The sequence below is a fragment of the Comamonas sp. F1-6 genome (assembly GCF_039581415.1).
Lineage (GTDB): Bacteria > Pseudomonadota > Gammaproteobacteria > Burkholderiales > Burkholderiaceae_C > Comamonas > Comamonas thiooxydans.
This window is the reverse complement of the sequence record NZ_JBCPWN010000037.1, coordinates 1-25775: the sequence shown is the minus strand read 5'-3', so window position 1 is coordinate 25775 and position 25775 is coordinate 1. Positions and strand designations below refer to the sequence as shown.

At 57.9% G+C, this 25775-nt stretch carries 24 protein-coding genes and 2 pseudogenes; 12 read left to right on the top strand and 14 right to left on the bottom strand.

Features of this window, described 5'->3' with window-relative positions; translation table 11 throughout:
* Positions 1–160 precede the first annotated feature (160 nt).
* The 3 genes from corA to AAIL66_RS23270 form a co-directional block, all read right to left on the bottom strand.
* Complete coding sequence (corA, locus tag AAIL66_RS23280) at positions 161–1135, bottom strand: magnesium/cobalt transporter CorA (RefSeq protein WP_034381008.1); 975 nt, start codon at positions 1133–1135, stop codon at positions 161–163.
* 442 nt (positions 1136–1577) lie between these two features.
* Complete coding sequence (locus AAIL66_RS23275) at positions 1578–2552, bottom strand: tripartite tricarboxylate transporter substrate binding protein (RefSeq protein ID WP_059441500.1); 975 nt, start codon at positions 2550–2552, stop codon at positions 1578–1580.
* Between the two features lie 293 nt (positions 2553–2845).
* Entirely contained in the window at positions 2846–3403 is a 558-nt protein-coding gene (locus AAIL66_RS23270) for an ureidoglycolate lyase (protein ID WP_343497872.1), read from the bottom strand.
* 193 nt (positions 3404–3596) lie between these two features.
* On the opposite strand from AAIL66_RS23270, the gene AAIL66_RS23265 reads away from it, so the two are divergent.
* The 3 genes from AAIL66_RS23265 (at position 3597) to AAIL66_RS23255 (ending at position 6623) form a co-directional block, all read left to right on the top strand.
* Positions 3597–4931: an MFS transporter gene (locus tag AAIL66_RS23265; RefSeq protein ID WP_343497871.1), complete on the top strand. Its 1335-nt coding sequence runs from the start codon at positions 3597–3599 to the stop codon at positions 4929–4931.
* A gap of 144 nt (positions 4932–5075) precedes the next feature.
* Positions 5076–5774: a FadR/GntR family transcriptional regulator gene (locus AAIL66_RS23260; RefSeq protein ID WP_034380999.1), complete on the top strand. Its 699-nt coding sequence runs from the start codon at positions 5076–5078 to the stop codon at positions 5772–5774.
* 231 nt (positions 5775–6005) lie between these two features.
* The gene (locus AAIL66_RS23255) at positions 6006–6623 is read left to right on the top strand and encodes a flavin reductase family protein (RefSeq protein ID WP_034380996.1); all 618 of its coding nucleotides are present in this window, start codon (positions 6006–6008) and stop codon (positions 6621–6623) included.
* Between the two features lie 546 nt (positions 6624–7169).
* On the opposite strand, the gene AAIL66_RS23250 is transcribed toward AAIL66_RS23255, so the two are convergent.
* Positions 7170–7844, bottom strand: coding sequence for a phosphoribosyltransferase (locus tag AAIL66_RS23250; protein WP_034380990.1), 675 nt, complete (start codon positions 7842–7844; stop codon positions 7170–7172).
* A gap of 1039 nt (positions 7845–8883) precedes the next feature.
* Here AAIL66_RS23250 and AAIL66_RS23245 point away from each other — a divergent pair.
* Entirely contained in the window at positions 8884–9606 is a 723-nt protein-coding gene (locus AAIL66_RS23245) for a fimbrial protein (RefSeq protein ID WP_052703460.1), read from the top strand.
* 202 nt (positions 9607–9808) lie between these two features.
* Complete coding sequence (locus AAIL66_RS23240; protein ID WP_343497873.1) at positions 9809–10180, top strand: hypothetical protein; 372 nt, start codon at positions 9809–9811, stop codon at positions 10178–10180.
* Between the two features lie 105 nt (positions 10181–10285).
* Here the strand turns inward: AAIL66_RS23240 and AAIL66_RS23235 are convergent, their stop codons facing one another.
* The 3 genes from AAIL66_RS23235 to AAIL66_RS23225 form a co-directional block, all read right to left on the bottom strand.
* Positions 10286–12964: a fimbria/pilus outer membrane usher protein gene (locus tag AAIL66_RS23235; RefSeq protein ID WP_343497870.1), complete on the bottom strand. Its 2679-nt coding sequence runs from the start codon at positions 12962–12964 to the stop codon at positions 10286–10288.
* Between the two features lie 135 nt (positions 12965–13099).
* A complete protein-coding gene (locus tag AAIL66_RS23230) occupies positions 13100–13852 on the bottom strand; it encodes a molecular chaperone (protein ID WP_052703461.1) in 753 nt (250 codons plus the stop codon).
* Positions 13853–13917: 65 nt separating this feature from the next.
* Positions 13918–14487 carry a fimbrial protein gene (locus AAIL66_RS23225; protein ID WP_233425270.1) on the bottom strand — a complete coding sequence of 190 codons (570 nt, stop codon included), beginning with the start codon at positions 14485–14487 and terminating at the stop codon, positions 13918–13920.
* Positions 14488–14919: 432 nt separating this feature from the next.
* Here AAIL66_RS23225 and AAIL66_RS23220 point away from each other — a divergent pair, with 432 nt between their 5' ends.
* Positions 14920–15567: a response regulator transcription factor gene (locus AAIL66_RS23220; protein ID WP_034380975.1), complete on the top strand. Its 648-nt coding sequence runs from the start codon at positions 14920–14922 to the stop codon at positions 15565–15567.
* Between the two features lie 102 nt (positions 15568–15669).
* Here AAIL66_RS23220 and AAIL66_RS23215 read toward each other — a convergent pair whose 3' ends face one another.
* The 3 genes and pseudogenes from AAIL66_RS23215 to AAIL66_RS23205 form a co-directional block, all read right to left on the bottom strand.
* Entirely contained in the window at positions 15670–16590 is a 921-nt protein-coding gene (locus AAIL66_RS23215; protein ID WP_233425271.1) for an ATP-binding protein, read from the bottom strand.
* Positions 16591–16592: 2 nt separating this feature from the next.
* A complete protein-coding gene (locus tag AAIL66_RS23210; protein WP_012838566.1) occupies positions 16593–17264 on the bottom strand; it encodes a response regulator transcription factor in 672 nt (223 codons plus the stop codon).
* A 930-nt stretch (positions 17265–18194) separates the two neighbouring features.
* Positions 18195–18308, bottom strand: a pseudogene (locus AAIL66_RS23205) (transcriptional regulator); the annotation flags it as partial.
* Here AAIL66_RS23205 and AAIL66_RS23200 point away from each other — a divergent pair.
* Positions 18306–18593: pseudogene (locus tag AAIL66_RS23200) on the top strand (LLM class flavin-dependent oxidoreductase); the annotation flags it as partial. The pseudogenes AAIL66_RS23205 and AAIL66_RS23200 overlap by 3 nt on opposite strands.
* Positions 18594–18635: 42 nt before the next feature.
* Positions 18636–19112 (top strand): GNAT family N-acetyltransferase, encoded by a 477-nt coding sequence (locus AAIL66_RS23195; protein WP_343497869.1) that lies wholly within the window; start codon positions 18636–18638, stop codon positions 19110–19112.
* Between the two features lie 94 nt (positions 19113–19206).
* Here AAIL66_RS23195 and AAIL66_RS23190 read toward each other — a convergent pair whose 3' ends face one another.
* Positions 19207–19743, bottom strand: a complete 537-nt coding sequence (locus AAIL66_RS23190; protein WP_343497868.1) for a toxin — start codon at positions 19741–19743, stop codon at positions 19207–19209.
* Between the two features lie 390 nt (positions 19744–20133).
* On the opposite strand from AAIL66_RS23190, the gene AAIL66_RS23185 reads away from it, so the two are divergent.
* Positions 20134–20310: a hypothetical protein gene (locus AAIL66_RS23185; protein ID WP_156160289.1), complete on the top strand. Its 177-nt coding sequence runs from the start codon at positions 20134–20136 to the stop codon at positions 20308–20310.
* Positions 20311–20590: 280 nt separating this feature from the next.
* Here AAIL66_RS23185 and AAIL66_RS23180 read toward each other — a convergent pair whose 3' ends face one another.
* Positions 20591–21883, bottom strand: a complete 1293-nt coding sequence (locus AAIL66_RS23180; protein WP_034395082.1) for a Zn-dependent hydrolase — start codon at positions 21881–21883, stop codon at positions 20591–20593.
* A gap of 90 nt (positions 21884–21973) precedes the next feature.
* Here AAIL66_RS23180 and AAIL66_RS23175 point away from each other — a divergent pair, with 90 nt between their 5' ends.
* Complete coding sequence (locus tag AAIL66_RS23175; RefSeq protein ID WP_343497867.1) at positions 21974–22867, top strand: LysR family transcriptional regulator; 894 nt, start codon at positions 21974–21976, stop codon at positions 22865–22867.
* A 531-nt stretch (positions 22868–23398) separates the two neighbouring features.
* Entirely contained in the window at positions 23399–23821 is a 423-nt protein-coding gene (locus AAIL66_RS23170; protein WP_034359508.1) for an Imm10 family immunity protein, read from the top strand.
* Positions 23822–23904: 83 nt separating this feature from the next.
* Here the strand turns inward: AAIL66_RS23170 and AAIL66_RS23165 are convergent, their stop codons facing one another.
* Positions 23905–24303, bottom strand: a complete 399-nt coding sequence (locus AAIL66_RS23165) for a BLUF domain-containing protein (protein ID WP_034359506.1) — start codon at positions 24301–24303, stop codon at positions 23905–23907.
* A 226-nt stretch (positions 24304–24529) separates the two neighbouring features.
* Complete coding sequence (locus tag AAIL66_RS23160) at positions 24530–25303, bottom strand: MHYT domain-containing protein (protein ID WP_202789282.1); 774 nt, start codon at positions 25301–25303, stop codon at positions 24530–24532.
* A gap of 287 nt (positions 25304–25590) precedes the next feature.
* Here AAIL66_RS23160 and AAIL66_RS23155 point away from each other — a divergent pair.
* Positions 25591–25775 (top strand): PAS domain-containing protein (locus tag AAIL66_RS23155; protein WP_343497866.1); only part of this gene is annotated, 185 nt, incomplete at its 3' end.

The following is a 25775-nucleotide window of genomic DNA, read 5'->3' as shown; positions in this document are numbered from 1 at the left end:
GTGACTGCAGAGCGGGGGCACCGGGCTTTAGCTGCGCAGCTTGTGCGACGAGAATTGTTGGAAATGTCTGGACAGAGCGCTTGGCGCCGCTGCGGCTCGGTCATGGTTGTTGTTGATGACCGCATCCAAAGGATGTACCCAGCATGGATTCAAGCTGGCGTCATAGCCAGCCGGCTCGGCGAAAGCGGTAGTAGACATAGCTGCACACGCAGACAATCAGCAGCAGTGCAACAGGGTAGCCATACTGCCACTTCAGCTCTGGCATATGCTCGAAATTCATTCCCCAGATGCCCACAAAGGCAGTACAGATCGCAAAGATGCTCGCCCAGGCTGCCAGTCGCTTGGTGACTTCGCTTTCATCGATTGTGACCAGCGCGAGGTTGACCTGCATCGCAGTCGCTATGGTGTCGCGCATTCCCTCGATGAGGCCGTTGATGCGGACCAGGTGGTCGGCTACATCGCGGAAGTAGTCCTGCGATCCCGCGCAGACCTGAGGCACACGTCCGCCGTGGAGCTTGCTCACGGCCTCCAGCAATGGAGCAACCGCGTGCTTGAGGATCATGACACGTTGCTTCAGCCCATACAGCTGCTTGATGCTCTCGCGTGCAGCTCGCTGCGTGAAAATCTGTAGCTCGACCGCTTCCAGCTCGGCTTCCAGGGCTTCAATGATGGGGAAGTAGCGGTCAACCACCGCGTCCATCAGTGCATACAAGACAAAGCCTGAGCCGTGCTTAAGTAGCTCGGGCTCTTTCTCGCAGCGATCCCGCACTCCCAGAAAACCTTGTTTGCTGCGATTTCGGACCGACAGAACGTAGTTGGAGCCGATGAACACATCCACCTCACCCAGGTTGAAATGGCCGGGTTGAGCGGGATCAGGCTCCAGAAGATGCATGACTGTGAAGAGGGACTGGCCGTATTCCTCGATCTTGGGCCTTTGGTGTCCGTGGCTGGCATCCTCCACGGCGAGTTCGTGCAGGTTGAACTCTTCACGCATTTCGTCCAGCTCAGCCGACGTCGCATCGGACAAGGCGACCCAGACAAAGCAGTCAGGCCTTGCGATGTACTCGCTGATATCGGCGACAGCAATATCTGCCAGCTTGGATCCCTTTTCGTAGGCAACGCAATTGATCAGCATCGAGATCCTCTTTCCACAATCGAAAGGCTCAATGGTGCCATGCCTCTATCACGGCAGAGGTCAACGATGGACAGACACTGCCTGGGCTCGGGAGAGATGGACAAGTGTTGTTCAACGTCCTTTCTTCCACTGGTGCGGTTGTGGCAGTAAAGCTGGCTGTTTGCCGGGAGCGGGATCGAACCGCCAGAGCCAGGTGAACTGACGCTTGGAGCAGGCGTCCTGCAGGCCACTGGCGGCTGTGGATTCGGCTGGGCAGCAACGGCTTGAAGGACTGCTGTTGGAGCAAAGGACGAAATGGGGCTCTCGGCCAGGAGCAGTCGCTGACAACCTGCCGACAGGTGACGGTATTAGGCTGGTTGTCGACATCCCGTTGTATTGGGCCGATGGCCGCTGCCATCTTTACCAGTCATTGGGATTTCCCTTTGACCGCCAGCGGCTGTCGTCAGTTGACCTGCATCTGGGCCTTGCGTGCCACCTCGCCCAGTCGTTTGTATTCGGACTGTGTCAGCGCTTCGAAGCCCTGGGCCGCAGACCCCTTGGGGGTGAATCCGGCCTGCACCAGTTTGTCCTTGACGGCCGGATCGCTCAGGGCCTGGTTGATGGCGGTATTGAGTTTGGCTGTGATGGCTGGATCGAGCTTGGCTGGGCCATATACGCCGAACCATGGATCGACTGCGTAGCCTTTGAGACCGCTCTCCGCGATTGTCGGCACATTGGGTAACGACGGGCTGCGCTCGCTGCCTGCCACGGCCAGTGCTTTGAGCTTGCCTGCCTGAATGTGTGGCAGGGAAGCGGGCAGGTTATCAAACATGGCGGGTAGGTGGCCGCCAAGCATGTCGGTAATACCCGGTACGCTGCCTTTATAGGGCACATGGACGGTATCCAGGCCAGTCATTTGCGCAAACATCACGCCAGCCAGGTGCATGCTGGTTCCGGCGCCGGCAGTACCGTACTGAAAGCCTGGGTTCGCTTTGATGTAGGCGATGAATTCCTGCACATTGTTTGCCGGGAAGCTCTTGCCCACCTCCAGCACGATGGTGGAGTAGCCCAGCATGGAAACCGCCGTGAAGTCCTTGCGGGGATCAAACGCCATCGATTTGTAGATGTGCGGGTTGAGCGCATTGGTGGAGATGGCTCCGAAACCGATCGTGTAGCCGTCAGGCTTGGACTTTGCCACCACATCCATGCCGATATTGCCTCCGGCGCCGGGCTTGTTCTCGATCACCACAGCTTGGCCCAGCGTACGTGCCATGTGCTCGCCCACGACTCGTGCCACGAGATCGGTTGTTCCACCAGCCAGATACGGAACGACAAAAGTAATTGGCTTTTGCGGGAAAGCTGCTTCCGCGCGAGCGGTTGCCATGGTGGTGAGCGCACTTGCGGCGGCAATTGACGCGAGTATCTGTCGACGATTCACGGGGTCTCCTTGGTAGTTCTATTGGGCAGCATTTGAAGTCGATATCCGGAATCTGCTTGAAGCAAGGCCTTGGAGGCCGTTGTCGCCCGAAGCAGGGTGACAAGCAGTGTATTTGTTCAAAGCAGTCCGTGGGAGCTCAATCTGGCAAGTGCTGACCAAGGACTGGGCTCAGGTGCGGATACACCCCCGTGCAGCACTGCCTTCGACTGCATGTTCCCGCTGACCTGATTATTTGTGCCGGCTATGACTGACCTGTCCGGTGATAGCGAGCAGCTGCGTTCGGCTAAGAGTCTTTAGCCGGCGTCTGGCAGCTCCAGCAACACGCCGCTGCCGTCGCCAATGGCCACCACATCGCAGTTGTGGCCGGGACCGCCGCGATCCACAACGAGAAAACGTGCGGGGGCCTGTAGGGCAATCAGGGAGTGATGCCAAACGCCGCGGTGGTAGTTCACCCCCTGGCGGCCATTAGTCACGAAGGCCTGCAGGTCGCAGGGTTGCACGCTTTCGCCCGCAGCCGCGACAACGACGACGAAAGGGGTCTCCTGCAATGGCACGAAGGCCTGGCTGCCCAGCGGGTGGCGTTCCATTTCCTCCAGCCGCAGCGGCAACTCGTAAGGCAGGGTGTGGAACAGATTGATCAGCGCGTGGCCTTCTGCGCCACCGGCGTCCACCTGCGCCAGCGCGTGGTAGCGCTCGGTCATGCCGTGGTTGATCTGCAAAGGGGCATGCCCAGCGCTTTCGATCACGTCACCAAAGCGGGCAAAGGCTTCGGCAGTCAGGGGCTGAATGCTAAGGCGGTGGAGGACAGGGGTGCCGCAGGAGGCGGGCGTGGTTGCCAGGACAGTGGTCATAAAAGGTTGTTGCTTGAGTTGGTCTAACTGGTAATACCAGTATGTTTTGCCTTAGCGACTTTGTCAAATTGCAAATTTAAAGAGTGGCTAGGGTAATTGCGAGTGCGCAATGTCTTGATCTTGATTATGGTTGCGATCGTTAATTCATACCGGTAATACCAGTTACGAAAACCACCGCCAACAAGGATCCAAGATGTCATCCCTTTCCTCCACCCCTGACGCTGCCGCACCGGCAGCCACGCTTGCCGGCGAAACCGCCGCCGAGGCCGCGGTCTACCGCAAGGTCGCCTGGCGTCTGCTTCCCTTCATCATGGCCTGCTATGTGGCGGCCTACCTGGACCGGGTCAACGTGGGCTTTGCCAAGCTGCACATGCTGGCGGACCTGCAGTTCAGCGAGGCCATGTACGGCCTCGGTGCGGGGCTGTTTTTCATCGGCTACTTCTTCTTCGAAGTGCCGAGCAACATGCTCATGCACCGCATAGGTGCCAAGGCTACGATTGCCCGCATCATGATCATGTGGAGCCTGATCTCGGCAGCCATGATGTTCGTGACCACGCCCATGCAGTTCTATGTGCTGCGCTTCCTGCTGGGCGCGGCCGAGGCGGGCTTCTACCCCGGCATGATCCTGTACATGACCTACTGGTTCCCGTCGTACCGGCGCGCGCGCATGGTGGCGCTGTTCATGTGCGCGATCCCGGTCTCGGGCATTCTGGGCGGGCCGCTGTCGGGCGGCATCATGGACCTGATGCAGGGCGTGGCCGGCCTGCGTGGCTGGCAGTGGCTGTTCCTGATCGAGGCCATACCCTCCCTGCTGCTGGGCATTGCCGTGCTCTGGTATCTGGACAACAACATCCGCAGCGCGCGCTGGCTCAGCGAATCGGAAAAGACGCTGCTCGAGCGCAACATCGCCCGCGAGAACGCCAGCAAGGCAGACAGCCACATGACGCTGCGCGCGCTGTTCGCCGATCCGCGCATCATCAAGATGGCCATGATCTGCTTTTGCACGGTGATGGGCCAGTACGGCCTGACCTTCTGGCTGCCCTCACTGATCCGCCAGTCAGGCGTGGAAGGCGCCTTCCAGATCGGCCTGCTGACGGCCGTACCGTTCTCGGTGGCCGTGGTGTCCATGAACCTGGTCAGCCGCAGCTCGGACCGCATGCGCGAGCGCCGCTGGCACCTGATCGTGCCGTTCTGCGTGGGGGCCGCGGGGCTGATGCTGTCGGCCGTCTTCAGCGGCAACGTCTATCTGTCACTGGCCGCCCTGGCGCTGGCTGCAGGCGGCAGCCTCGCAACCTCGCCGCTGTTCTGGAGCCTGCCCACGGCCATTCTGTCCAGCGCAGGGGCAGCGGCAGGCATTGCGCTGATCAACTCCTTCGCCAATCTGGCTGGCTTCATCAGCCCTTACATGATCGGCCTGATCAAGGATGCGACCCAGAGCACCAATGCCGCCATGTTCGTGCTGGCCGGCGTGCTGCTGCTCGGTGCCTTTCTGACCTATACCGTGCCGGCCAAGCTGGTCAACAAGTAGCCTCGCATCGCGGCAGTCACCGTTCGGAAGCACTGCCGCAGTGCGGTCTGGAACAATGTCAGGGGCAGTGTTCGAAGCGGGATGTGCTGCGCAGTCGTTAAGATGGCGCGCATCCCCCTTTTTGCGATGAACGATCTCCCCCGAATGGAACCCTCTGTCTCCCCCAATGTCGCCGTTGCCAGCCAGGCCGCCCGTTTGATTCGGGACTGGATCGAAGCCGGCACCTATCCGGTGGGCTCACTGCTGCCCTCGCAGCGCGATCTGTCGGAACAACTGGGCATCAGCCGGACGTCATTGCGCGAGGCCTTGTCAACGCTACAGGGGCTGGGGCTGGTCGTGGCGCGGCCCGGCAAGGGCATGTATGTAACCGAGGCGTCCGAGGCGCCAGCCAGCGAGGCCTGGCGCTTTGCCGATTCGCATGCGCTCACCGATGTCTATCAGCTACGCTACGCACTGGAAGGCTTTGCGGCGCGCCTTGCGGCCCTGGTGGTACAGCCCGAGGACCTGACGCTGCTGCGGGCCAACCTGCAGGGCATGCAGCAATGCATAGAGGCCTCGGACTTCCTGCAAGCCAGTCGTCTGGATTTCGATTTCCACATGCAGATCGCCACCATCTCGGGCAATCACGCGATTGCCGACGTGCTGCGCGGCAGCGGCGAAGTCATGCAGGAGAGCCAGCGCCTGCCGTTCTACAAGCGCGGCGCGCGCCATGCCACCTGCGAGGAGCATGCGGCCATCATCGACGGCCTTGCACAGGGCCGGCCGGAGCTGGCGCAGCAGGCCATGTCAGCGCACATCGTGCAGGCTGCCCAGCGTGCTGGCGTGCACTTTCCAACCGGCTAGGAGCTGTTCTCCCGATTCAAAGGACGGCTTTTTACGCAAAATAAGGCGCTCATCATTTGTGCTGAGGCGTGAGCACATTACCAGTGCGAGACGGCTATAGCGACGGGTTGGGCCTCAGACTTGGTAGAGTCCCCAGCAGCCCGACCTCCCCAGCACGCCGTTAGATTCGCACTATCTCCCATGAATGCAGTTGAGCACTTCCCGGCAGGGCAGACGCTAGAACCACCAGCGATGAAAACTGACTCGCATACCTATGAGCCCCGCAAAGGGCACGGACTGCCGCATGATCCCTTCAACGCCATCGTCGGCCCGCGGCCGATCGGATGGATTTCGAGCAGGAGCGCGAGCGGACAGGTCAATCTGGCACCCTACAGCTTCTTTAACGCCTTCAACTACGTCCCTCCCATCATCGGCTTCTCCAGCATCGGCTGGAAAGACACGGTGCGCAACATCCAGGAGACTGGCGAGTTCGCGTGGAATCTGGCCACGCGTGAGCTAGCCGATGCCATGAACCAGACCTGTGCCGCCGTCCCTGCGGAGGTGGATGAGTTCGAGCTGGCAGGGCTAGAAGCCGTGGATTCGGAGTTGATACGGGTGCCCAGAGTCGCACAGAGCCCGGTGACCTTCGAATGCCGATTGACCGACATCCACCAGTTGCGTACCGCCAGCCATGAGTCGATTCCGTCTTGGCTCGTGCTTGGGGAGGTGGTAAAGGTCTACATCGATCATCGGCTGCTCAAGGACGGTGTGTTCGACACGGCCAATGCCGGGGTGATTCTCCGCGCGGGAGGCCCTGCAGACTATTTCTCGATTGGCGATGAGCAGAAGTTCCGCATGTATCGTCCCTAGTAGCAGATGGCATGAGCCTGCCCTTGCAAGCTCAGGTTGAGCCCAATATCGGTTGCCTGGGTGTCTGCAATGTGGCCGACACCTTGAATTCAGGACTTCGCTACGACAGGCAACGACCGCTGCACATCAGACATTGCCGGTGGAAGCTCGAACGAGAGCCACGGGTCGACACAAGCCTGTCAGGGCAAGCGGAAGCCGTCCTTCGTTTGGGTAGCGGCGAATCACGCAAACGCATGACCGATCCTGAGGGCGAAGCGGCCCTTCGAGGCAGACGGCGTTCAACGGCTTGTGTTGGTGATTGCTGTCACTCAGGCGCAGGGCCGTGGATGGCTCAGATCAGCTTGAAGCAGTCAACTGAGGGAGTGCCTTCAAGAACAGCTTCTGGCCGGGAATGCTAGCTCGCCCCAACGCCACATTGCAGGCTTTGAGGGCGGCAGGTCTCCGTCTGCTCAGAGATCTCGCGTGCATCGTCGACCTTGATGTTCAGGCACCTCGGTGTCGACTCCGGCTTGGAGTGGCCGGGCAGCAGCTGCACAGCGCACCCGGCTATTGCGCAGCGTCACGCAATTCCCTGCGCCAGGCCTTGCTGAGCAAGGTCTTTACCTCCTCATCCGTGGTCTGAGCGAAATCGCGGTACCACTGGCCCACGGAAAAGAAGGGCGCTGGAGTGAGCAGGCATATCAGCTGGTCGACCAGAGGGCGCAGCATCGCCAGCGTCTCCACAGGTGCGACCGGTACGGCGACTGCGATGTGTGCTGGCGACTGCAAGCGTACCGCAGCAATCGCCGCACGCATGGTGGCACCGGTCGCCAGTCCATCATCGACCAGTATCACCCGTTGCCCAGTCACGGCTGGCGCGGGACGTTTGCCCCGATAGGCCAGGTCACGGCGCCGCAGCTCCAGAACTTCCTGTTGCGCGACTGCGTCGATGGCCGCTGGGGAGATGTACAGGCCACGGATGAGATCATCGTTCAACACCCGCACGCCGCCGCTGGCAATGGCGCCCATCGCCATCTCCTTATGGCCGGGCGTGCCTAGTTTGCGCACCAGCATCAAATCCAGCCGCAGGGCCAGTGCGCTGGCAACCTCATAGGCGACCGGCACGCCGCCCCGTGGCAAGGCCAGCACGAGCACATCGGCTTGCTCGCGCCACGCCGCCAATGCCGCGGCCAGGGCCCGGCCAGCATCTGCCCGGTCACGAAACGAAGTATCCGGTCTCATGTCTTCGGCTCCTCAGCACCCACAGCTTTACTATGCGCCTGATTTGCGTGCCTCGGGCGGCTGCTTCAGGCAATCCCCGCCTATGAGCAACTTCATCAAGCAGCGACTGCAGAGCCGAGACGCCGGGATGTAGCGGTGCAGCTTGCGCGACTGGCCTTGTTGGACACGTTTGGGTCGAGTGAACAGTTCTGCAATTGGAGCTGCTTGCACAACCCTTGATACGTCGTTGCTTCGCCTTGTCGTACTTCTCTGCACAGCCTGCGGCTTCGCGCCTTGTCTCAACCGCAAACCGTCCGTTTGCCGGGTCGTGGTAGCCGCTTTGAAGTGGCTGGCCCAAGCCCGGCAGGATTTGCACATTGCGCCCACTGAAGCTCGCAATTCAGGTCTCATCGCCAGGCCCAGATCAGGAGCAGGGCGGTGGCATTGCATGCAAACAGATGCCGAGTAAAGCGAAGCCGAATATCAAGGCATTCGAATTTTTGCGAGTCTTTGTCTGATAGCTAAGCAAAATGAGTTGTGAATGATCTCGAATAATGAGCTTTCTTCAAAAATAGATCAATCAATTGAAGAGAGATGTATTTATTCGTCAAATACAAAACTGAGTGGAGGTTTGCATAAACAGTGAGAGCCGAAACCCACCGGTGTTTTGAGAATTTTCCTAAACCTGAATGCCACCGAGCCAGATATCATTTAATGTCCAAAAAATATTGGATGAATAATGGCGAAATCTCTCAAATCTCTATTTCGATCAAAGGGTTCTCCGAAAAATCTTTCGCGGATATCTTTTCTGTTGTTCTCCACTCTGCTGTCGACTGCTGCAAGGGCTGATTTTTGCTAAGTTCGTATTGACGACAGTGAGACGATCGCAGATTCGCTGCATTGGGAATTTCCTTCTTTTAAAACTGCGGATTTTGATCCCAATGTTCCTTTGGGTACGGTGCTATATAGCTCCAACTCAAAAGCCAATGGAGAAGGAGGGAGGGCGATATGCCCTTTCGATATTGGTGTTGTTGTCTATGCTGTTCCGTTTAATCTCGGTATGGGTGGATGGAATACGTACAAGACTCCAATCGAGGGCATTGGAATACGAGTCAAAGGCGGCATTAACCAGCAGCAGTGGTGGCCGCAACAGAAAGACTTTGGAACTACAACTTGGCTTAACATGGCTGCGGCCGACAATTTCACCGTTGAACTTGTGAAAATAGGCAAGATTACTGCTGGCGGACACATATCTGGAGCCATCGGTGAAACCACGTTTGTCAATTACGGTTATGTCGCTCGACGAATATATCTTCAGGGGGATGGCATTGAGGTCCGACCCAGAGTGCCATCTTGCGCACTGCAAACAAAAACTGTCAGTGTTGAACTGGAGGGCGACATTAGCGAGCTGACCGACAAGAGCGCAGGGCCAACCAAAGATTTCAACCTGAGGCTGCAGTGCTCGGGCGGAGATGCCCACACAACGACAAGAATGTTCATTGTTATGTCGGATCCCATGAACCCCTCTAACCGTTCGAGCACACTTTCTCTCTCCAACGATTCCGAGGCAAAGAATGTCGGGATAGAAATCCTGCGAGAAAATGGCGAGCTTGTCCGCTACGGCCCGGAATCCGGGGCGGAGAACCAATGGATGGTCGGCGAGTTTGGTAATGTGCCCGTGGACATCAAGTTGAGGGCGCGCTACGTCGGAACGTCGATGATTCTCAAGCCTACTGTCGGCACTGCAAATGCCTATGCCACGTTTGTCATCAGCTATAAATAAGATCGTTATCAGAAAAGTGCCCGCCCTCCGTGATGGAGGCCGGGCTTTTTTTATATCTGGAGTGCATCAGCTTGAGCCGCTACAGCCTGGTGTGCCCGGTGTGCCTGGTGCGCTTGGTGTGAGCAGCAGCGTGCCCTGGGGAGTTCGATGGCCATCGATCCAGGATCGTCTGGATAGGGCACTTTCTTGAGGTGTTTCGGTCTTGCTCTTCAAGGCTCTGGATATTGCACATCGCTGGAGCGCGATCCAGAGCAGGAACCAGATCAAGCTTGCAGGCTTTGGAAAGCTGCGCATCCGCTTTGAAAGGCGCCTGGATATTCACAAAGCCTTGCTTGACGCCGGCGGCTGCTGCAATTTGCTGGGCACGCCCGGCAGCAGGTGGTCTAGAAGCGCGCCGCTCTTGGGTCGTTCTCAGACCTTGTCAGACCGTTCTCAGGCCGCTCTCTGGTCGTTCTTGGGCCGCTTTCAAGGCGCGAAGTTGTTCGAGCGGTGCAGAGCGGTCGGTTCAATCCATTCCGTTTGCCGCATATCGTTTGCCAGCATAGGGAGCTTGCCGACGAAGATGGCGCTCTGACTGTTGCCAGCTTCGGGCGCCTGCACGTGCAGGGCCCATCACTCTATCTGGCAATCTGGCCGGGGACTCAAAAAAAGGGCGGGAGTCGCTTCCCGCCATGTTGGCTTATGAGGCGTCTGCCTTGGGACGCCGCAGATCGCTCGCTGCAATGGAGCCAGGGTCCTTGCGCTCGGGAGAGGGCGGGATGGGTGTTGTGCAGGTGAGCGGGTGGCGCTGATAATTTTCGCCCTCGACCTTTGGCGGCAGCGTATAGCTGACGCGGCATGTGGCCTCATCCCAGCGTATGTCGAGCATGCCTTGCTCGCGGTCTGCGGGCAGCAAGGTCAGGACGCGGCCGCGCGGGTCGGTGATTCCCAGCCTTGTGCCATCGAGCTCGTCGACAGTCGCTCCAAACGGCAGGGGCTTGCCGTCGGCCCCGCGCAAATCGAACTGCACGCGGCGCCCGCTCACTGCCGTGAACTTGGCCAGCCCGGCTGCACCACGTGTAGGTACCACCATCTGCGCGCCGTTGGTGATATCGACGTCCTTGGACAGTCCCTGTGTCCTGAGCGTCACCAGGTTGCCGCGAAAGGGCGTGGCGCTGGGGATGATTGCATAGCCATTGCGGCCCGTCTCGACGCCGGAGAAGCTCGAGATTGCCACGCCAGGCACCGGCGGCTCGATCTTGGCGAGCATGAAGGTTTCACTCAATCCCTGCCCGAGGTTGACGCCGCCTGCGTGAGCCACGACGGACCCCGACGCCGAGAAATTGCTCGCACGGTATCGGTCCCCATGGGTGTAGCTGGCATTGAGGCGGCCAAACGAGGTCGCGGTGCCCACGCCGATCGAGGCGTCTCGCTGGCCGTCCGCATCCTTGTTGCCGGCCACGGTGTAGCTGACATGCCTCTCGAGGGGAAGAGCGCCGGAGACGCCGGCCTGCGCACTTGTACCGGCACGTTGTCGGCTCAGTGTGGAGAATGCGTGCGTGGAGTCTCCCGGGCCACCCAAGGGCATGCTGAGAGTGAGCATGAAGGTGTTGTCATGACGGGGCATGGGCCCGTTTGCCCAGGAGGAATGCAGGTTTCGTGATTGCGTATAGGAGATGTTGTAGTTCAGCTTGCCGATCGAGTTGCTGTACGCCAGTGACAGGCTGCGGGAAGAGGTTCCATTCCAGTTCTTGCCATAGGATCCATTCAGATAGATATGGCCACGGCCGATAGGTTGAGAGAGGTAGCCGTCCAGACGCTGTCTGCTGGCACGCCCCAAGTTCAGATACGAGCCGGGTCGCGAGCCGGACTGTGTGCCGTTTCGCTCGATGTGATCGGAGAGCGTGCGAAATCCCTCGCGCAAGCCATGCTGCACATTGAAGGAGACATGGGATCCGGTCGCTTCGACAAATTTTGCATAGCGAAGGTTGAGACGATCTCCGCTTGTCGATGAGCCGCCGGCGTTGCTGCGCGAGTGGATGGCGTCCAGAGACACCGCGCCAATCGGCGTGTTCATGCCTGCACCCAGCGAGTAAGACAAATAGCCGGGCGAGGCCTGCAGGCCGGCCGCCAGGCTGGTATTGGCCGTCAGGCCGTAGATCACCGATCCGCTGGCAAAACCGGGCCGCTCCTGCTGGCGACGATCCAGGCGCACCTGGCCGGCAGCAATGTCGTACTTGATCCGGCCCTCGCGGACCATCAGCGGAGGGCTTGCGAATGACTGCCGAAATACACGCCGGACCCCGCTAGCTTCAATGACGGCGATTTCCAGGTCGCCGTTCGTGCCGGAAGGCTGCAAATCGGTGATTGCAAATGGCCCGGGAGAAACGGTAGTCGTATAGAGCAGATAGCCATTCTGGCGAACTTCCACGGTCGCATTGCTTTCCGCCGTCCCTCGGATCACGGGCGCGTAACCTCGCTCTTCGTCAGGTCGCATCGCCTCATCGGAGGCCAGTTGCATGCCGAGAAAGCGCACGTTGTCGAACAACGGCGAATAGGTGTATGTCTCTCCCACGACCATCTGGCTTTTGATGGTGTTGAAGCCGCGCTGCAGATAGGTGTTCTGGCTATTGAACTTCGACGGCCGACGGCTTCCCGAAGTGAAATACGAGTCGTTGCGCAAGCGCCATTCGCCCAGGTTGACACCTGAACGGATGCTGGCGCTGAGATCATTCTGAGAGCTGCTGTGCCGCAACTCGCTGCGGCGTGCATTGAGGCTGTAGTTGAGGAAGGCGACATCGGCACCTTCCTCCCACAGGGAGGGGTCGATATAGCCACGACGAAGCGAGGTCATGTAGATCTGCGGCACGCTCAGGTTCAGACGCAGGCTTGCCATATCGTATGCGGCGCTTGCGTCCGGTATGGCTTCCGCCAGGCGCATGCAGGTGGCGCCTTGCTCCAAGGGGGTGGGGAGCTTGCCCAGATCAACCCCGCCTTGCTCCAGCATGGCCACGGTAATGCATGGCTCGATTTCGTCGCTTTTGGGGTTGTGGGAGAACTCGACATCCATGCGGCCGGCCAGCATCTGGTTGATGTAGATGTCGACGCGTTGGAAGCCCGGAGGAACGCCTGAGCCGGCCAGCAATGTCCGGATGTCGGTGGTGGAAGTCATTCCGTAGAGGAAGGCCGTGTTGTAGCTGACGACGAATGAGCCGTCCAGCGCTGCAACCTGTACCGGTTGAGGCTTCTTGAGGGACGCCGCAGCCCCGCCCTGTGCTGGGCGCAGTGTCACTTGTTCCGCCCATGCTCCTGTGCCAACGGCTTGAGAGGCACACAGCACGCCAGCCAGCCAGCGGTGAAGCAGGTGATGAGAGGACATGGATCAGAGAGCAAATTGGTGGGCTGCCTCCAAAAAAGGCGCAAGGAATCCCTATCCGCTGATTTGCGGCGGAATTCTTGTTCGAGCCCGGGAATGAGGAAGACAGGGCGCAGAAGAGGGCGCGCCCCGCCGCGACTAGTCTGTTTTGACTGCTGCAGGAGACTCGGCGGAGTCACCAGAGAGTTGGACCTCATAGGCGTCAACGCCACCGAAGTCGTTGATGAGCTTGAAAGCGATCTTGGAGTTGCGCTCTAGATCGTCTGCCGAAAGCATGCGTGTCTCGCCAGGGGCGATCATTTCCGGCGTAGGCAGTTCCTTCCCGCCAGCGATGCCCAGATAGGCAAACGAGATGTGATACATGCTGGGATTGGTGATCTTGAGTGCCGGCCTGCCTGCGTCTTGCGCAACGCTCCAGCGCAAGGAACCCGGCGCATCGGCGACGACACCCACGATTGCGGTCGGGCGGAAAAATACCTTGATCCGCTGCCGAACCGCGATCTGAAGCTGGTTTTCTCCGCCCGTCGATTGGGGGATTTCCTGCACGTTCAGCCACATGGCCGACTCACGGTCGCGAGGAAGGCCGCTGTTGCCTCCTGCATAGAGCACGCGCATGAGCTGCTGGCCAGGAGCTGCGACCTTGGCAAGAGGCGGCGTCACGGCAAATGGGAGATCGTCCGTGGCATTTGCCGTATTCGATTCCAGCCATGCCTGAACAAGCACTGGCGTGCCGCTATTGCGCACTGAGATAGAGGCTTCCTGCTTCTTCTCCTGCACAATGACGCGGGTGGCACTCAGAGAGATTGATGCCTGTGCGCAAGCTCCATACAGCATGGTTGCAGCGGCAAGGCCACAAGCCACGGTACGTTGAATTTGGGCGAAAGATGTCATTGCACTCCCTTTTTTTCACCGCAGTGGAGTCAGTTCACTGACTCACCACTGCGGCTTATCGAGATTTACTCGTACTTCAGAACGTAGTTAACAGTCGCATTGGCCTGGCCGATAGTGACGTCGGCCAATGCCTTGCCGGCCGCGCGGGTGTAGTAGGCCTTCAGAGGCACGCGGAACTTGCCTTCCACTGCGGCGTTGGCAGCGATATCAGCGGAGCCGGATGTGAAGTCCACCACACTGCCGTCACGCGTCAGCATGATTTGCACGTTTTTGGCTCCGCCTTGCACTGCAATGCCCTTGCCCGAGGGTGCGGAAGGGGTGAGCGTCATCGAAACCTTGGTACCGGTGGCGCATTGGATGTCCAGATCCAGGTCCTTTGCCTCGGCCGTCAGACCGTTACCAGTCGTCGTGGGCGACTCCTCGCTGCCCAGCGAGGCGGCGGGGACTTCATTCATGTCCACGGTCAGGGTCTTGCCGGCGATCGTGCCACTGGGGCTGCTCAGGACACATGTGTCTGCATTGATCGCGCCGGTGAACTTGATAAGGCCTTTGGCGCCGTCGGCCGGGGCAGCTTGAGCAATGCTCGCAGCACCGAGTGCAGACAGAACGGCCAAGCTCAGAACGAGTTTTTTCATAATTGACTCTGTGATTGAAGATTTAAAAAAGCGTTTCCGGGCGTTGGAGTGCGGGTGCGGAAACTCCTTCAAATCGCAATGCATTTGCATTGCGATTTGCTTGCGCGCCTTTTGTTCAGGTGCTAGGCAAGGATATGAAAATGAAGGGCTGGAAATTCTCAGAAAATTCTCAAAGTCGCCTTGTGCAAGCCTGGATTTCTGATTTTGAGAGGGGATGCCGGGCGCGATATATGTCAGAAGTTTGTCTGTCGCAGCCCACAGTCCGGCAGTTGTAGATTTTTAACTATTGTGTTTCGGGATTATCTTTTCTAATCGGTCTTGATTGACTTCAAGAGGCCGTGCAGCGCGCTCCTGAAAGTTAATAGCGTATTGAGAAAGATCTCGATAGGCCGGGGTTTGTGCCGTCAAAATTGGGGTCGAATCGAGAAAAGCATGACGAAACTACGAATAGTCCTGGCAGATGATCACCCACTAGTGCTGATGGGGCTTGGCGACCTGCTCAAGCAAAACATACATCTCACGTTGACCGCCACTGCCAGTTCCTCGACGGAACTTGTGGCGGCGCTGACGAAGTCTCTTCCCGACATCGTCATCGTCGACTATCACATGCCTGATTCGCAGTACGGCGATGGCATCAAGTTCATCGGCTATCTGCTGCGCCAGTTCGAGGGCCTGAAGGTCATCGTGCTGACGATGCTGTCGAACCCGATGATCGTGAAGGCGCTCTACAAGGCCGGCGTCAAGGGCGTGGTCTTCAAGCAGGACGACCCCTCAGAGGTTTTCAAGGCCATACGCCTGGTGTCGCTGGGAAACATCTACACCCCGCCATCCTTTCTGGAGACGAATGTTTCGCTTCAGCATCAGATGCTGCAGGAGCGCTTCAAGTCATTGACTCCGCGCGAGTTCGAGGTCCTGCGCTACTACGTCCGGGGAGGCAGCCTTGCCGAGATTGCCGAGCGTCTTAACCGCAGCATCAAGACAGTCAGTTCGCAGAAGATGACCGCGATGCGCAAGCTTGAGGCGAAGTCCAATCAGGAGCTGATGGCGTTCTGTCTGAATAGCGGCGTGTTCCATCAATGAGATGAGATCGCCTGCCGGGTGCCCCCAACCGGGCATGAGGTGGGCATGAGATCGACATGACGCGCGGTGTCCACAATAAGAACGCCGTGAGTTCAGGCTTCTCTAGCAAAGGCTGAGCGGTTCAGACCGCCATCGCATCAATACCTGTGTGCCTCCGCCATGGCGGGGGTGGATGTGAAGGTCGCCGCCGATGCTTCGCATGCGATGAAACATGTTGATGACGCCGTGCCCGGACTTGCTGGGGTTGTCGAGCACGGCTTGAAGATCGAAGCCCTTGCCGTTGTCCTCAATGCTCAGATACCACTCCCAGCCGAAGCTTTGCAGGTCGCCCTGTTGATAGGGCTCCAGTGTCAGCCACATCTCGGTCGCATCGGCATGCTCGATGGCGTTGCTGAGACTGGCCTGAACGACGGCCAGGATTTCATGCGCAACGCGGTCTCTGGGAAGCGGCAGCGTGGTCTGCTGGCCGACCCCGAGCTCAGGGTCGGTCAACTGCCAGTGCAGTACAAGGCCTTTGCGTTGAAGCGCGGGCTCCAGCCGATAGCGCAATCGCGCCAGGCGCATGGCCAGATTGTCGGATTGGGCATCCATGGAGTCGACGATCAGGCGCAGGTCCAGCAGCGACTGCTCCAGTACTTTTCTGGCGGGGCCGTCTTCAACCGAGGGCTGTGAGTTCATCAGGCTTAAGGCTTCTACCAACTGGCTGCCCAAAGTGTCATGCAGGTCTGAGGCGATGCGCTTGCGCTCTTCCTGGACTTCCTTGGAGGGCTGGGAGCTGGAGCGCAGTCTGGCCTTGAGGCCACGATAGATTCCGGGAATGTAGCGAAGCGAGATAAGCAATCCGCTCAAGGCCACCAAAATACTGAAGACAAAAAACCAATTCTGATCTCGCAGTGGCGTGAGAAAACACCAGCTGAGTATGGTAATGGTCTGAAGGAAAATGGTTGTTGCCTTCCAACCAAGATTTCTCAGCGATTCCATACGCTTGCCACCTCTGGCCTTGAATAAAGAAAATGCCTTCAAATTTATATCAACCCACGCAAAGAGGCGGCTTTTACAGCATGGGCTCTTGTCTTGGCCTGCAGCTTTCGGTACATGTTCTTGACATGTGTGGATACTGTCATTGTGCTTATCTTGAGCTGCGTGGATATTTCAGGAGAGCTGTAACCGCAGGCAATGAGCTTCAGTATTTCTATTTCTCGTTCAGAAAGTTTCTCTTCTTTGGAGAGGTTTGACGCCGGAACGACATAAGTTTGTGATCTGCTAACCAGCGACAGAATTTTCTTGGCTAGAGACGGAGTAATGGATGCGCCACCATTGGCAACTTGCAATACTGCTTGTGCGTAGTCGCCAAACCAGGAGTTTTTCAGCAAATAGCCTACAGCACCTTTCTCAAAAGCCTGAAAGACCTTTTCATCTCTTTCAGTTACTGAAACGATAATGCTTTGCACATGCGGGTGTGTGCCTTGGACAAGTTCAAGAAGATCCAGACCTTCGCCGTCGCCCAGGTTGAGATCTATCATCAGAACGTCGAAGTCGTGCTGTTGAATGCTCTTGCGTGCCTCACGCAAGCTGCAGGCATGACCAACCAGCAGGGTTCTTGAGTCGCCCATCAGATCCTGGGCAATCACTCTGCGGATATGGCTGTCGTCGTCTACCAGGAAGACGCGAACGGGCTGCTCTCTCTGGCCCACCATGTGTCCAGGCCACATCGAGTGGCTAAGCGATGGAGGCGGGTCATTGTGATTGCTAAACAAGGGCGGGCAAGACGAAGTCTGGACGGCTGACATAGATGGCTCCCGATGAAAAAACCAGGGGGCTTGAATACTCTAGGAAATTAATTAGTGCTCATTGGGAAATCCATAGAAAATGTCAAATAATGTCAAATTTTACTGAACTTACAAAATGAATCCTGAGAAAAGGGTAGACGCTTGACCTTGTGTTTAATGAGTCAATATGTAAATATAATTAATTGAAATAACTCTGTAGATTTAATTTTTCAATTCATATAAAACTGAAATAATTCGTCGTTAATTTTGTGCTATCTGAGTTCTGTTTTTGGTTATTGATAGCGTATTAAATAAGCCATTTTTCTATTTTTAGTAGATATTTTTTAGAAATTCAGTTGATTATTTTTTGGCTATTGAAATCATTCAAATTATTTTCTATACACCTCATTTATTATTGCGCGATTGAAATTAAAGATTGAAGGTCGTTTTTTGATATTTCATTTCTGAAAAATCTTTTTTTGAACGAGATGGAGGATATTCAAGGCTTGAAGGTGGCTGTTTCGGGTCATTGCCGTCGCATTCCGTGGCATGCCGGGGCTATTGATGAAATACCTTCAGTCGCTTGGAAATCGCGATTCAGAAATGGAATGAATAATCGCTGATTGTCCTGGCGGTTATTGCGTCGTCCCGTATTGCCTTTGATGCGCTGAGACTCTGCAGCATGGCTGTCGCAAGCACGATGTCGGGTGCTGCATCTGCCTCGCTTGAGGGTAGAAGGCTTGGGCAAAACGAGTGCGCTGAGCAGGGACCAGAGGCTTCGCGCTAGCCGGGAATGCCGGTTGATTCGTTTCGAGCAGTTCGCAGGCCAGCAGGGCGGCAGGGCATCTGCTTGCGGCCTTACTGGGCCGCCTCTGCGCGAATCCAGTCCAGGAAGGCGCGCACTTCGGAGCGGTCAGCCGCTCCAGGCCGGGTCACGGCGTAGTAGGCAAATCTTGCAGGCCAGGGTTTGTCCCCGGAGGGGCGTTCAGGCCGCACATGACGAACGAGTGGATCGATCTGATGGATGATCCCGGCTATCCTCGGACCCCCTTGCACGGTGGCTATGTTCTGCGCACCGGGCGAAGAGGGCTGATGGCCTTGCTTGAAGAGTGGCAGGCGGCAGGGGTGAACCATGCCGCGCTTGGCATTCAGTTTTCACAGCGCCCGCCAACCGAGGTGCTGGAGGAGCTGGCCAGGGAGGTGCTGCCGCACTTTCCCTCGCGCGAAGGACCGTCGGCGGCGTCCGCCGTCTGGTGAGAAACACAGAACCGGCTCGGGAATGACCAAGCCGGAGCAACCATGGACAAGAGAACCCCAATGCTGAGTGCAGTGACAATTCGCCCCCTGGAAATGAGTGATCGAACGCCATGGTGCGATCTCTACCGCCAGTACGCCCATTTCTACCAGTCGCCCATGACCGATGCGATCCTGGATCGAAGCTGGTCATGGCTGATGGACCCGCGCCACCCGATGGAAGGGCTGGTCGCAGGGTCGGAGGACCGCCAGTTGCTGGGACTGGCGCATTTTCGTGCATGTCCTGACCCGCTGATCGCGCAGGACGTCGGCTTTCTCGACGACCTGTTTGTGGCTCAAGACCAGCGAGGCTCAGGCATAGGCCGCAGCCTGATCATGGGCGTGACTGCCAAAGCCCAGGAACGCGGCTGGCCAGTGGTGCGGTGGATTACCGCTGGCAGCAATGCCCGGGCGCGCCAGCTCTACGACAAGCTTGCGTCGGCGACCGACTGGGTCACTTACGACCTCGATGTGCAGCGATAGCGGGCATATTCGGCGGCCCGAGCCTGCATCCGAGCGACTGCAAGGTGGTCATTGAAATGCCGGGCTGTAGCAGGGCTGTGGGGGTGAGCCCGTGTCAGCGCTCTTGTGAGGCAGCGATCGCCTTGAGGAACGTCGAGGCCTCTGAAGGCTCGGAAAATTCAAGCCATTGCAGATGCGCAAACTCGCCGTGCTCGCGCAGAGCGGCGAACTTCGACTGGTTTTTTGCATAGGTGGATAGCGACCAGAGCAGGACTGAGTCTTTCGAGAAAAACGCCATCCGCAGTGACTCCCGGTTTCCGTGCGACAGACGCTTGCGGGTGATGCCATCGCCAAGAGTGCGCCGGAGCAGGCGAGAAAATACGGTGAAGCGACTGTAGTTGAGCCAGACGACGTGCGTAGCTCGTGACCAAAGCAGGTCTCGAACAGCACTGTAGTTCCCATCGGCTACCCAGCATGTTCCTTGAGTAGCTTCAACAACCGAATGCTTGAACTGCTCGGGCGGTACTGCTTGCCAGTCTGGCCCCCAGTAGTGCGAATCCAGTTCGATATATGAGGCTCGGATATTGCGCGCCAGCTTTTTTGCAAAGGTGGATTTGCCTGCGCCACTGGTGCCGATCAATAAATAACGCATCCGAGTCCTGTGTTGCTGATAGTGGCTGGCACGACCCGGCAAACTGAAGGTTTGCGCTTGAGACGAGGCGCGAAGCCGCGGCTAGTGCCGAGGTACGACAACGCGATGCAACGACGTACCAAGGCTTGTTAACGGCTCTCAATGACTGTCGGCCATGCTGACCGTAGGTGAGGGAAGCGACGAATTTCAATGTACGCGAATCACGCAGTATGGCCGCTGCTGACCAGGCTGTGACCGTTGCAAATCGCTCACTGTTTCCGGCTGGATTCTAGTCCAGCGACTGCGTCTGTCTGGTAGGCGAGAGCCTCTGAGCGACCCAGAGGAGACAGTGCATAACCCACCTAAAATTGATCAAAGATACACGATACGGCATATCGGTAGGAGCCATGCATGTCCAATGAAAAAATTGGTTTTTTCGGGAGACTTCACCGTATGAAGGCTGTGCAACTCATCGTTGTAGTGCTTGTCGCTGGCGCGCTTTTTCTTGTGGTGAACGGATTATTTTCTGCGTGGGCTTTGCTTGAGCTGGCCTGGTCGACGATTCTCAGCTTTGTAAACCTCTTTTGATGCTGGCCTGCAATCATGCGTTCCGCGCCATATGCTTCTCACCTGCCGACTTGATTCAGTATGAATTGATTTTGAATCGACTTGCGCCATCAGAATCCGAGTAGCACTTGAGCCTGGGGTCCAGCTTTCATGACCGCTCCTGGCCTGCAGTGGGAGCGTGAAAAGCTGATCATTTCTGCATGGTGAACCCAGAATATGCGCAAGAACCCAGTAAGAACCCATTTGCGCATGACTGGCAGGGACCAGGCCAAGCCTGATCCATTCACATTCGTGATTGCTGCTAGTCCATTTGCTCGTCCAGGTTCAGCAGGGTAGCGGCCAGCACCTGGGTGCCTGCCAGAACCTGACCCGGTGAAGCCCATTCCACCGCGCTATGGCTGCGTCCATCAAGACACGGGATGAAGATCATCCCCGAGAGTCCGGTATGAGCCAGGTACATGGCATCGTGGCCGGCACCGCTGGGCATGCGTCGACAGCCCAGACCCAGGCGCTGGGCGGATTGCTCCACGGCAGCAGCAATCAGCGGCGCACAGGCAACGGGGTCCACATGGGTGCGAGGCTCCACACGCCAATTCACGCCCAATCGCCCGATAGCCGGGCCGCAGCGCCGCGCCAGAATTTCCCAGAACTCCTGCAGCAGGGGGGCATGGTTGCTTCGCACCTCCAGCGTCAGGTCCACCTGGCCGGGCACGGTGTTGCTGGCGTTGGGGGAGACGTTCATGCGACCTACCGTGGCAACCACGTAGTGAGGTGTGCTGCGGCTCCATTGCAGCGCCAGGCGCTGGGCCTGGCGTATGACTATTGCTGCAGCCACGAGAGCATCGCTACGTTCATTCATGGGGGTGGTGCCCGCATGATCGGGCCGGCCTTCGAAGAACAGCTGAGCACGGCGTATGCCCACGATGTCGGTCACGGCGCCTATGTCCAGGCCTTCGCGCTCCAGCATGGGCCCTTGTTCGATGTGCAGTTCCACAAAGGCCGCAAAGCCGTCCTGCCGGCGATCGGCCTCGGCCAGAGCTTCGGGGCGGGCGCCCAGACGCTGCAGGGCCTGGCCCAGGGTATCGCCCTGGTCGTCGCGGGCGGCCAGCATGTCGGCGCTGAGCTGGCCGGCCATGGCGCGGCTGCCCACACAGGAGATGCCGTAGTCACTGGGCTCTTCGCAGAGAAAGTCTATGACCTCGAAAGGGTGCTTCAGTGTGATGTCCGCGTCCTGCAGGGCATGGGCCACTTCCAGGCCAGCCAGCACACCCAGAATGCCGTCGAAGCGTCCTCCGGCGTTCACCGTATCGGTGTGCGAGCCCGTGGCCAGGGGCTTCAGGTCATCGCACCGGCCGGGACGGCGGCCGATGAGGTTGCCTGCGGCATCCAGGCGCACCTGCAGGCCCGCGGCTTCGAAAGCTTCGCGCAGCCAGACGCGTGCGGCCTGGTACTCCGCGCTGAAGGCGCGGCGGGTCCAGGGCATGTCGGCCCGGGTGAATTTGGCGAGGTCTTCGAGGCGGCGCCACAGGCGGTCGCCGTCGATCGGTGGCAGAGCCGGGGAAAGAAGGGGGGAGCAAGTAGAAGCGTTCTGCATGGAGTAATCTTCGCCCGAGATTTACCAATAAGGAATCTTTTGATGTTTATGCAAGGTATTAGTGAAACTTTGGCTAATGCCCCTGGTTTGATGCTGTTGAGGAGTTTTTGTCTGGTCGTTCAGGAGGGCAGCTTTTCGCAGGCTGCGGAGCTGTTGCAGCTGTCCCAGCCGGCGGTCAGCCTGCAAGTGCGTCAACTGGAACGCCATCTCGGCACGCGCCTCATAGAACGCGTGGGGCGGCGTGCTGTGCCGACGGCTGCCGGGAAAGCCTTGCTGGAGCAACTGCCTGCCGTGAGCGTGGCGCTGGAAGGCCTGGCCCATGCGCTGAGTGCGCATGCGCGCGAGGTGAATGGGCAGGTGCGTATAGGTACGGGTCTGACCGTGTGTCTCTATCTTCTGCCTGCCGTGTTGCGCCAGATACGGGCCAGCCATCCAGGCATCGACATCGTGGTGGTCACGGGCAATACCGAGGAGTGCGTCAAGCGCGTGGAGGACAACAGCCTGGATCTTGCCCTGGTCACCTTGCCGGTAAACCGCCGAGCCTTGCTGGCGACTCCCGTGCTGCACGACGAGCTGGTGGCCGTAGCTCGCCCGGAGATGCTGATGCCAGGCGATGCGGTTGCTGCGCCAGAGCTGAGATCCCTGCCTCTGCTTGCCTTGCAGAAATCAGCCAGCACGCGCGGCGTGGTCGATGCCTGGCTGCGCCGTGCCGGTGAACTGCCGCATCCTCAGATGGAGCTTGACAGCGTCGAAGCGCTCAAGGAGATGGCGGCCATAGGCCTGGGTTATGCCGTGGTTCCGCGCATGGCCATGCAGGGGCGAGGCGCTCGCGATGACCTGGTCTCACGCTCGCTAACACCCGGATTGCAGCGAACACTGGCGATGGTATTGCGCAAGGACAAGCCATTGAGCCGCTCCTTGTCGTTGGTTTGCCAGGGTATTCAGGCTCATTGTGCAGCCTGGATGCAGCGACCAGAGGTTTGAAAGTAGTTTGATCGAATCTATCCTTGCTGCGCCAGTATCGATGTCTGCCATCGGCGAGGCAGGAACTCACTGCCTTTTGCATCGGGGTCATCAATTGGTGCACACTGGCTCTTCTGTTGCCAAGTCTCCAGCGTGGGCAGCCGCTGCCGGACGAAAGCAGCGTAGGCACATGACCTTGAGCTGACCTCCGTCAGAGGGACTGAAGGCTGAAGACAATCGGGTTTGAGTCCGGCGGCTCGGCCCTGTGGACCATGTAGCAAGAAGGCCCAGGATAATCTGTCCGCAGAACATCACGGCTGCTCCGTCAATAACCAGCATCCATCTTGGAGCAGCCAGTAGTCGAGCCGGTGCGTCGAGGCTCATCAACCGAGTAAGTCAAACATCAAGCAGCAATGAATCCGTTGCAGCACAGGTTCTGCAAACGCCAGGAGGCTGCTGCCGGTCGATCCACGAAGCTCGTGATCAGGGCCTTCCCGCCATAGGATCCGGATTCCAAACCTGTCGCTGCCCTGAGTCCTCAAGAACACCCAAATGAACACTTTCTCCTTTCGCGCAGCCTGCATCGTCACAAAAGACCCGGAGGACTTCTGCCACCTTGTCGGCTTTGCCGACAAGAAGCACGACACCGAGCATTACCTGATGCTCCAGCGCTCCTTCGAAGAGGATGAAGACGAGCAGGATGAAGAACTGGGCATGGATACCTACCATGTCGAGTGGTGTGGGCAGCAGAGACCTCGCTATGGCGGCATTGAGCGGTTTGTGCTGAAGCGTAGCGGTGCGGAGCTCACGTTCAAACGCGAGGCGGAGGAGGGCATGGATGAGCCGAAGCAAATGTCCATCGCCTTTGATCTTTCAGCCGGCGAGTACGAGGAACTGAAGGCCGCCTTGACGAATATCTTTGCCGGGGAGAGCTGCTTTGAGATGAGCGACGGCCAGGCCATCGGGGGCGCATAGGCGTGACGAACGCAGCCCTTCGGCCAGGGTGCACTACCAAGGGAAGGACGGATGCGACGCAGCCGTGATGGTCATGGAAGCTGCTAGGCAGCATCCAGCATTGGCAATAGTTGCTGCAGACAACTCATTGCGGCGTCTCCGTCGACAACCCACATTTGGGCCAACGGCTCGGCATCATCTACCGAGAGGTAAGCCATGGTCCAGCCGGAGAAAAGGCGACTCGTTATACCTCTTGCCTCGTGCTGCGGAGTGAAATTGGTATGGCGATTGTCCAGGGATATCTTTTTGGCCAATGCAATCACCTGCTGCTGAGGGCCCTCCATGTATTGGACGAAGCGCTGACCGTCAAAAATCAGGATCCCTGTGATCCCATGGGCCTCATTGAAGCGGCGTGAGACTCTGGTGATATCTGCGACACAGCTCGTACTGGCGTCACTGGCGATTTCACTGTGGTAGAGAAAACATCCGAGCAGGTGTTTCAAGATTGCCTCTTACTTTTCAGCGTTGCATAGGTGCGGTTGGTGCCGGTATCGTGTTTGTCTCAAGCCAGGTAGACAGAACCTATTCCTTGCAGACAGAGTTGGAGTGGTGATCAACGGGCCGATTGCTTGTCACCGGGCGACATGTGCCAACGAGACAGGTCGAGATTGATGGTGGCGCAATGCGAAGTAAGCTCCATAACAAGGGGCACCAGTCTGCTGCCGCAATTCATTTGCGAGGGATGCCTGCTCTTGTGCTGCTCTTTTGGAAAGATACCAGCGCCAGGTCCATCAGCAGAACCATCGACATGCCCAGGGCCAGTACAGCCACCACCATCGGCAGTCCAAGTGCGCTAAGCACATACCTTCCCGAAGGAATCGCAAGGCGATTTTCCGTCGTGCAAATGAATTCGGCCGCGCTCATGCCTGTGTAGTGCATGGCACAAACGGCAAGGGCCATGATCGCCGCAGCAAGCAGGCGCATGCTTGTCTGTTCGGTATGAAATGCCAGCCACAGCGCCGCAGTTGCAGCCACGAGAGCAATAAGCACAGACATGGCGATCCGCTCATAGTCCCACTCCAGGTGGCCTCCAAAACGCATGCCATACATGCCTAGGTAGTGCATGACAACGGCACCCAGCCCAAGCATTGATCCGGCCAAAAGCAAGCGACCAATGCTGCGCGGATTGCGAGCCACGATATGAAAAGCCAGGGCCGAGATTGCCACCGCGGCAATGAGCGACACGCCGGTCTCCCATATCGAGTAGCCGGTCCCAAGATCCATGCGCAGCGCAAGCATGGCAATGAAGTGCATCGACCATACGCCAATGCCGCCAAGAGCAATCCCTGTGCTGCCGAGGCTCATCAGATAGGTCTGGCGGTCATCAACCTCCGGCTCAAGTCGCTTGGCGGAGATCAGCGCAATGAAGGCGCCAATCATTGAAATCGCGTACGACAGTACAACCAATTCCATGCTGTAGCTGGTGCTGACCATTGCATCCATGAGCCTCTCCTGGTTGCCGAACAAGAAGAATCCAGAATTTGTAAATTGACTTGTATCAAATTAATTCAGAGTCATCAAGATGATTTGATGAATCAGATCTGATTAGATGCTAGTTAGATACATCAGATCTGATATCTATTTAAAAGTTGAAACAAGTCAATGAATATGTAAGCACTTGACACAAACAAGCGCTCAAGGAGCGATCGCAGGGATGCCCAAGGCGTACCGGCTTCACTTCAACTGGGCGGCATCCCGTTTTGTCAGGCCATTGACTACAGAAGGCACATATGAGAGTGAACGCACCGGTAACTCAGCGGGAGTACAGCTTTGATGAGCACGCAACTCTGATGTCCACCACGGACACGGAGAGCTACATCAAATATGCCAATCAGGCGTTCATGGAGGTCAGCGGCTTCGAGCCGCAAGAGATCCTCGGCCAGACGCACAATCTGGTGCGCCACCCGGACATGCC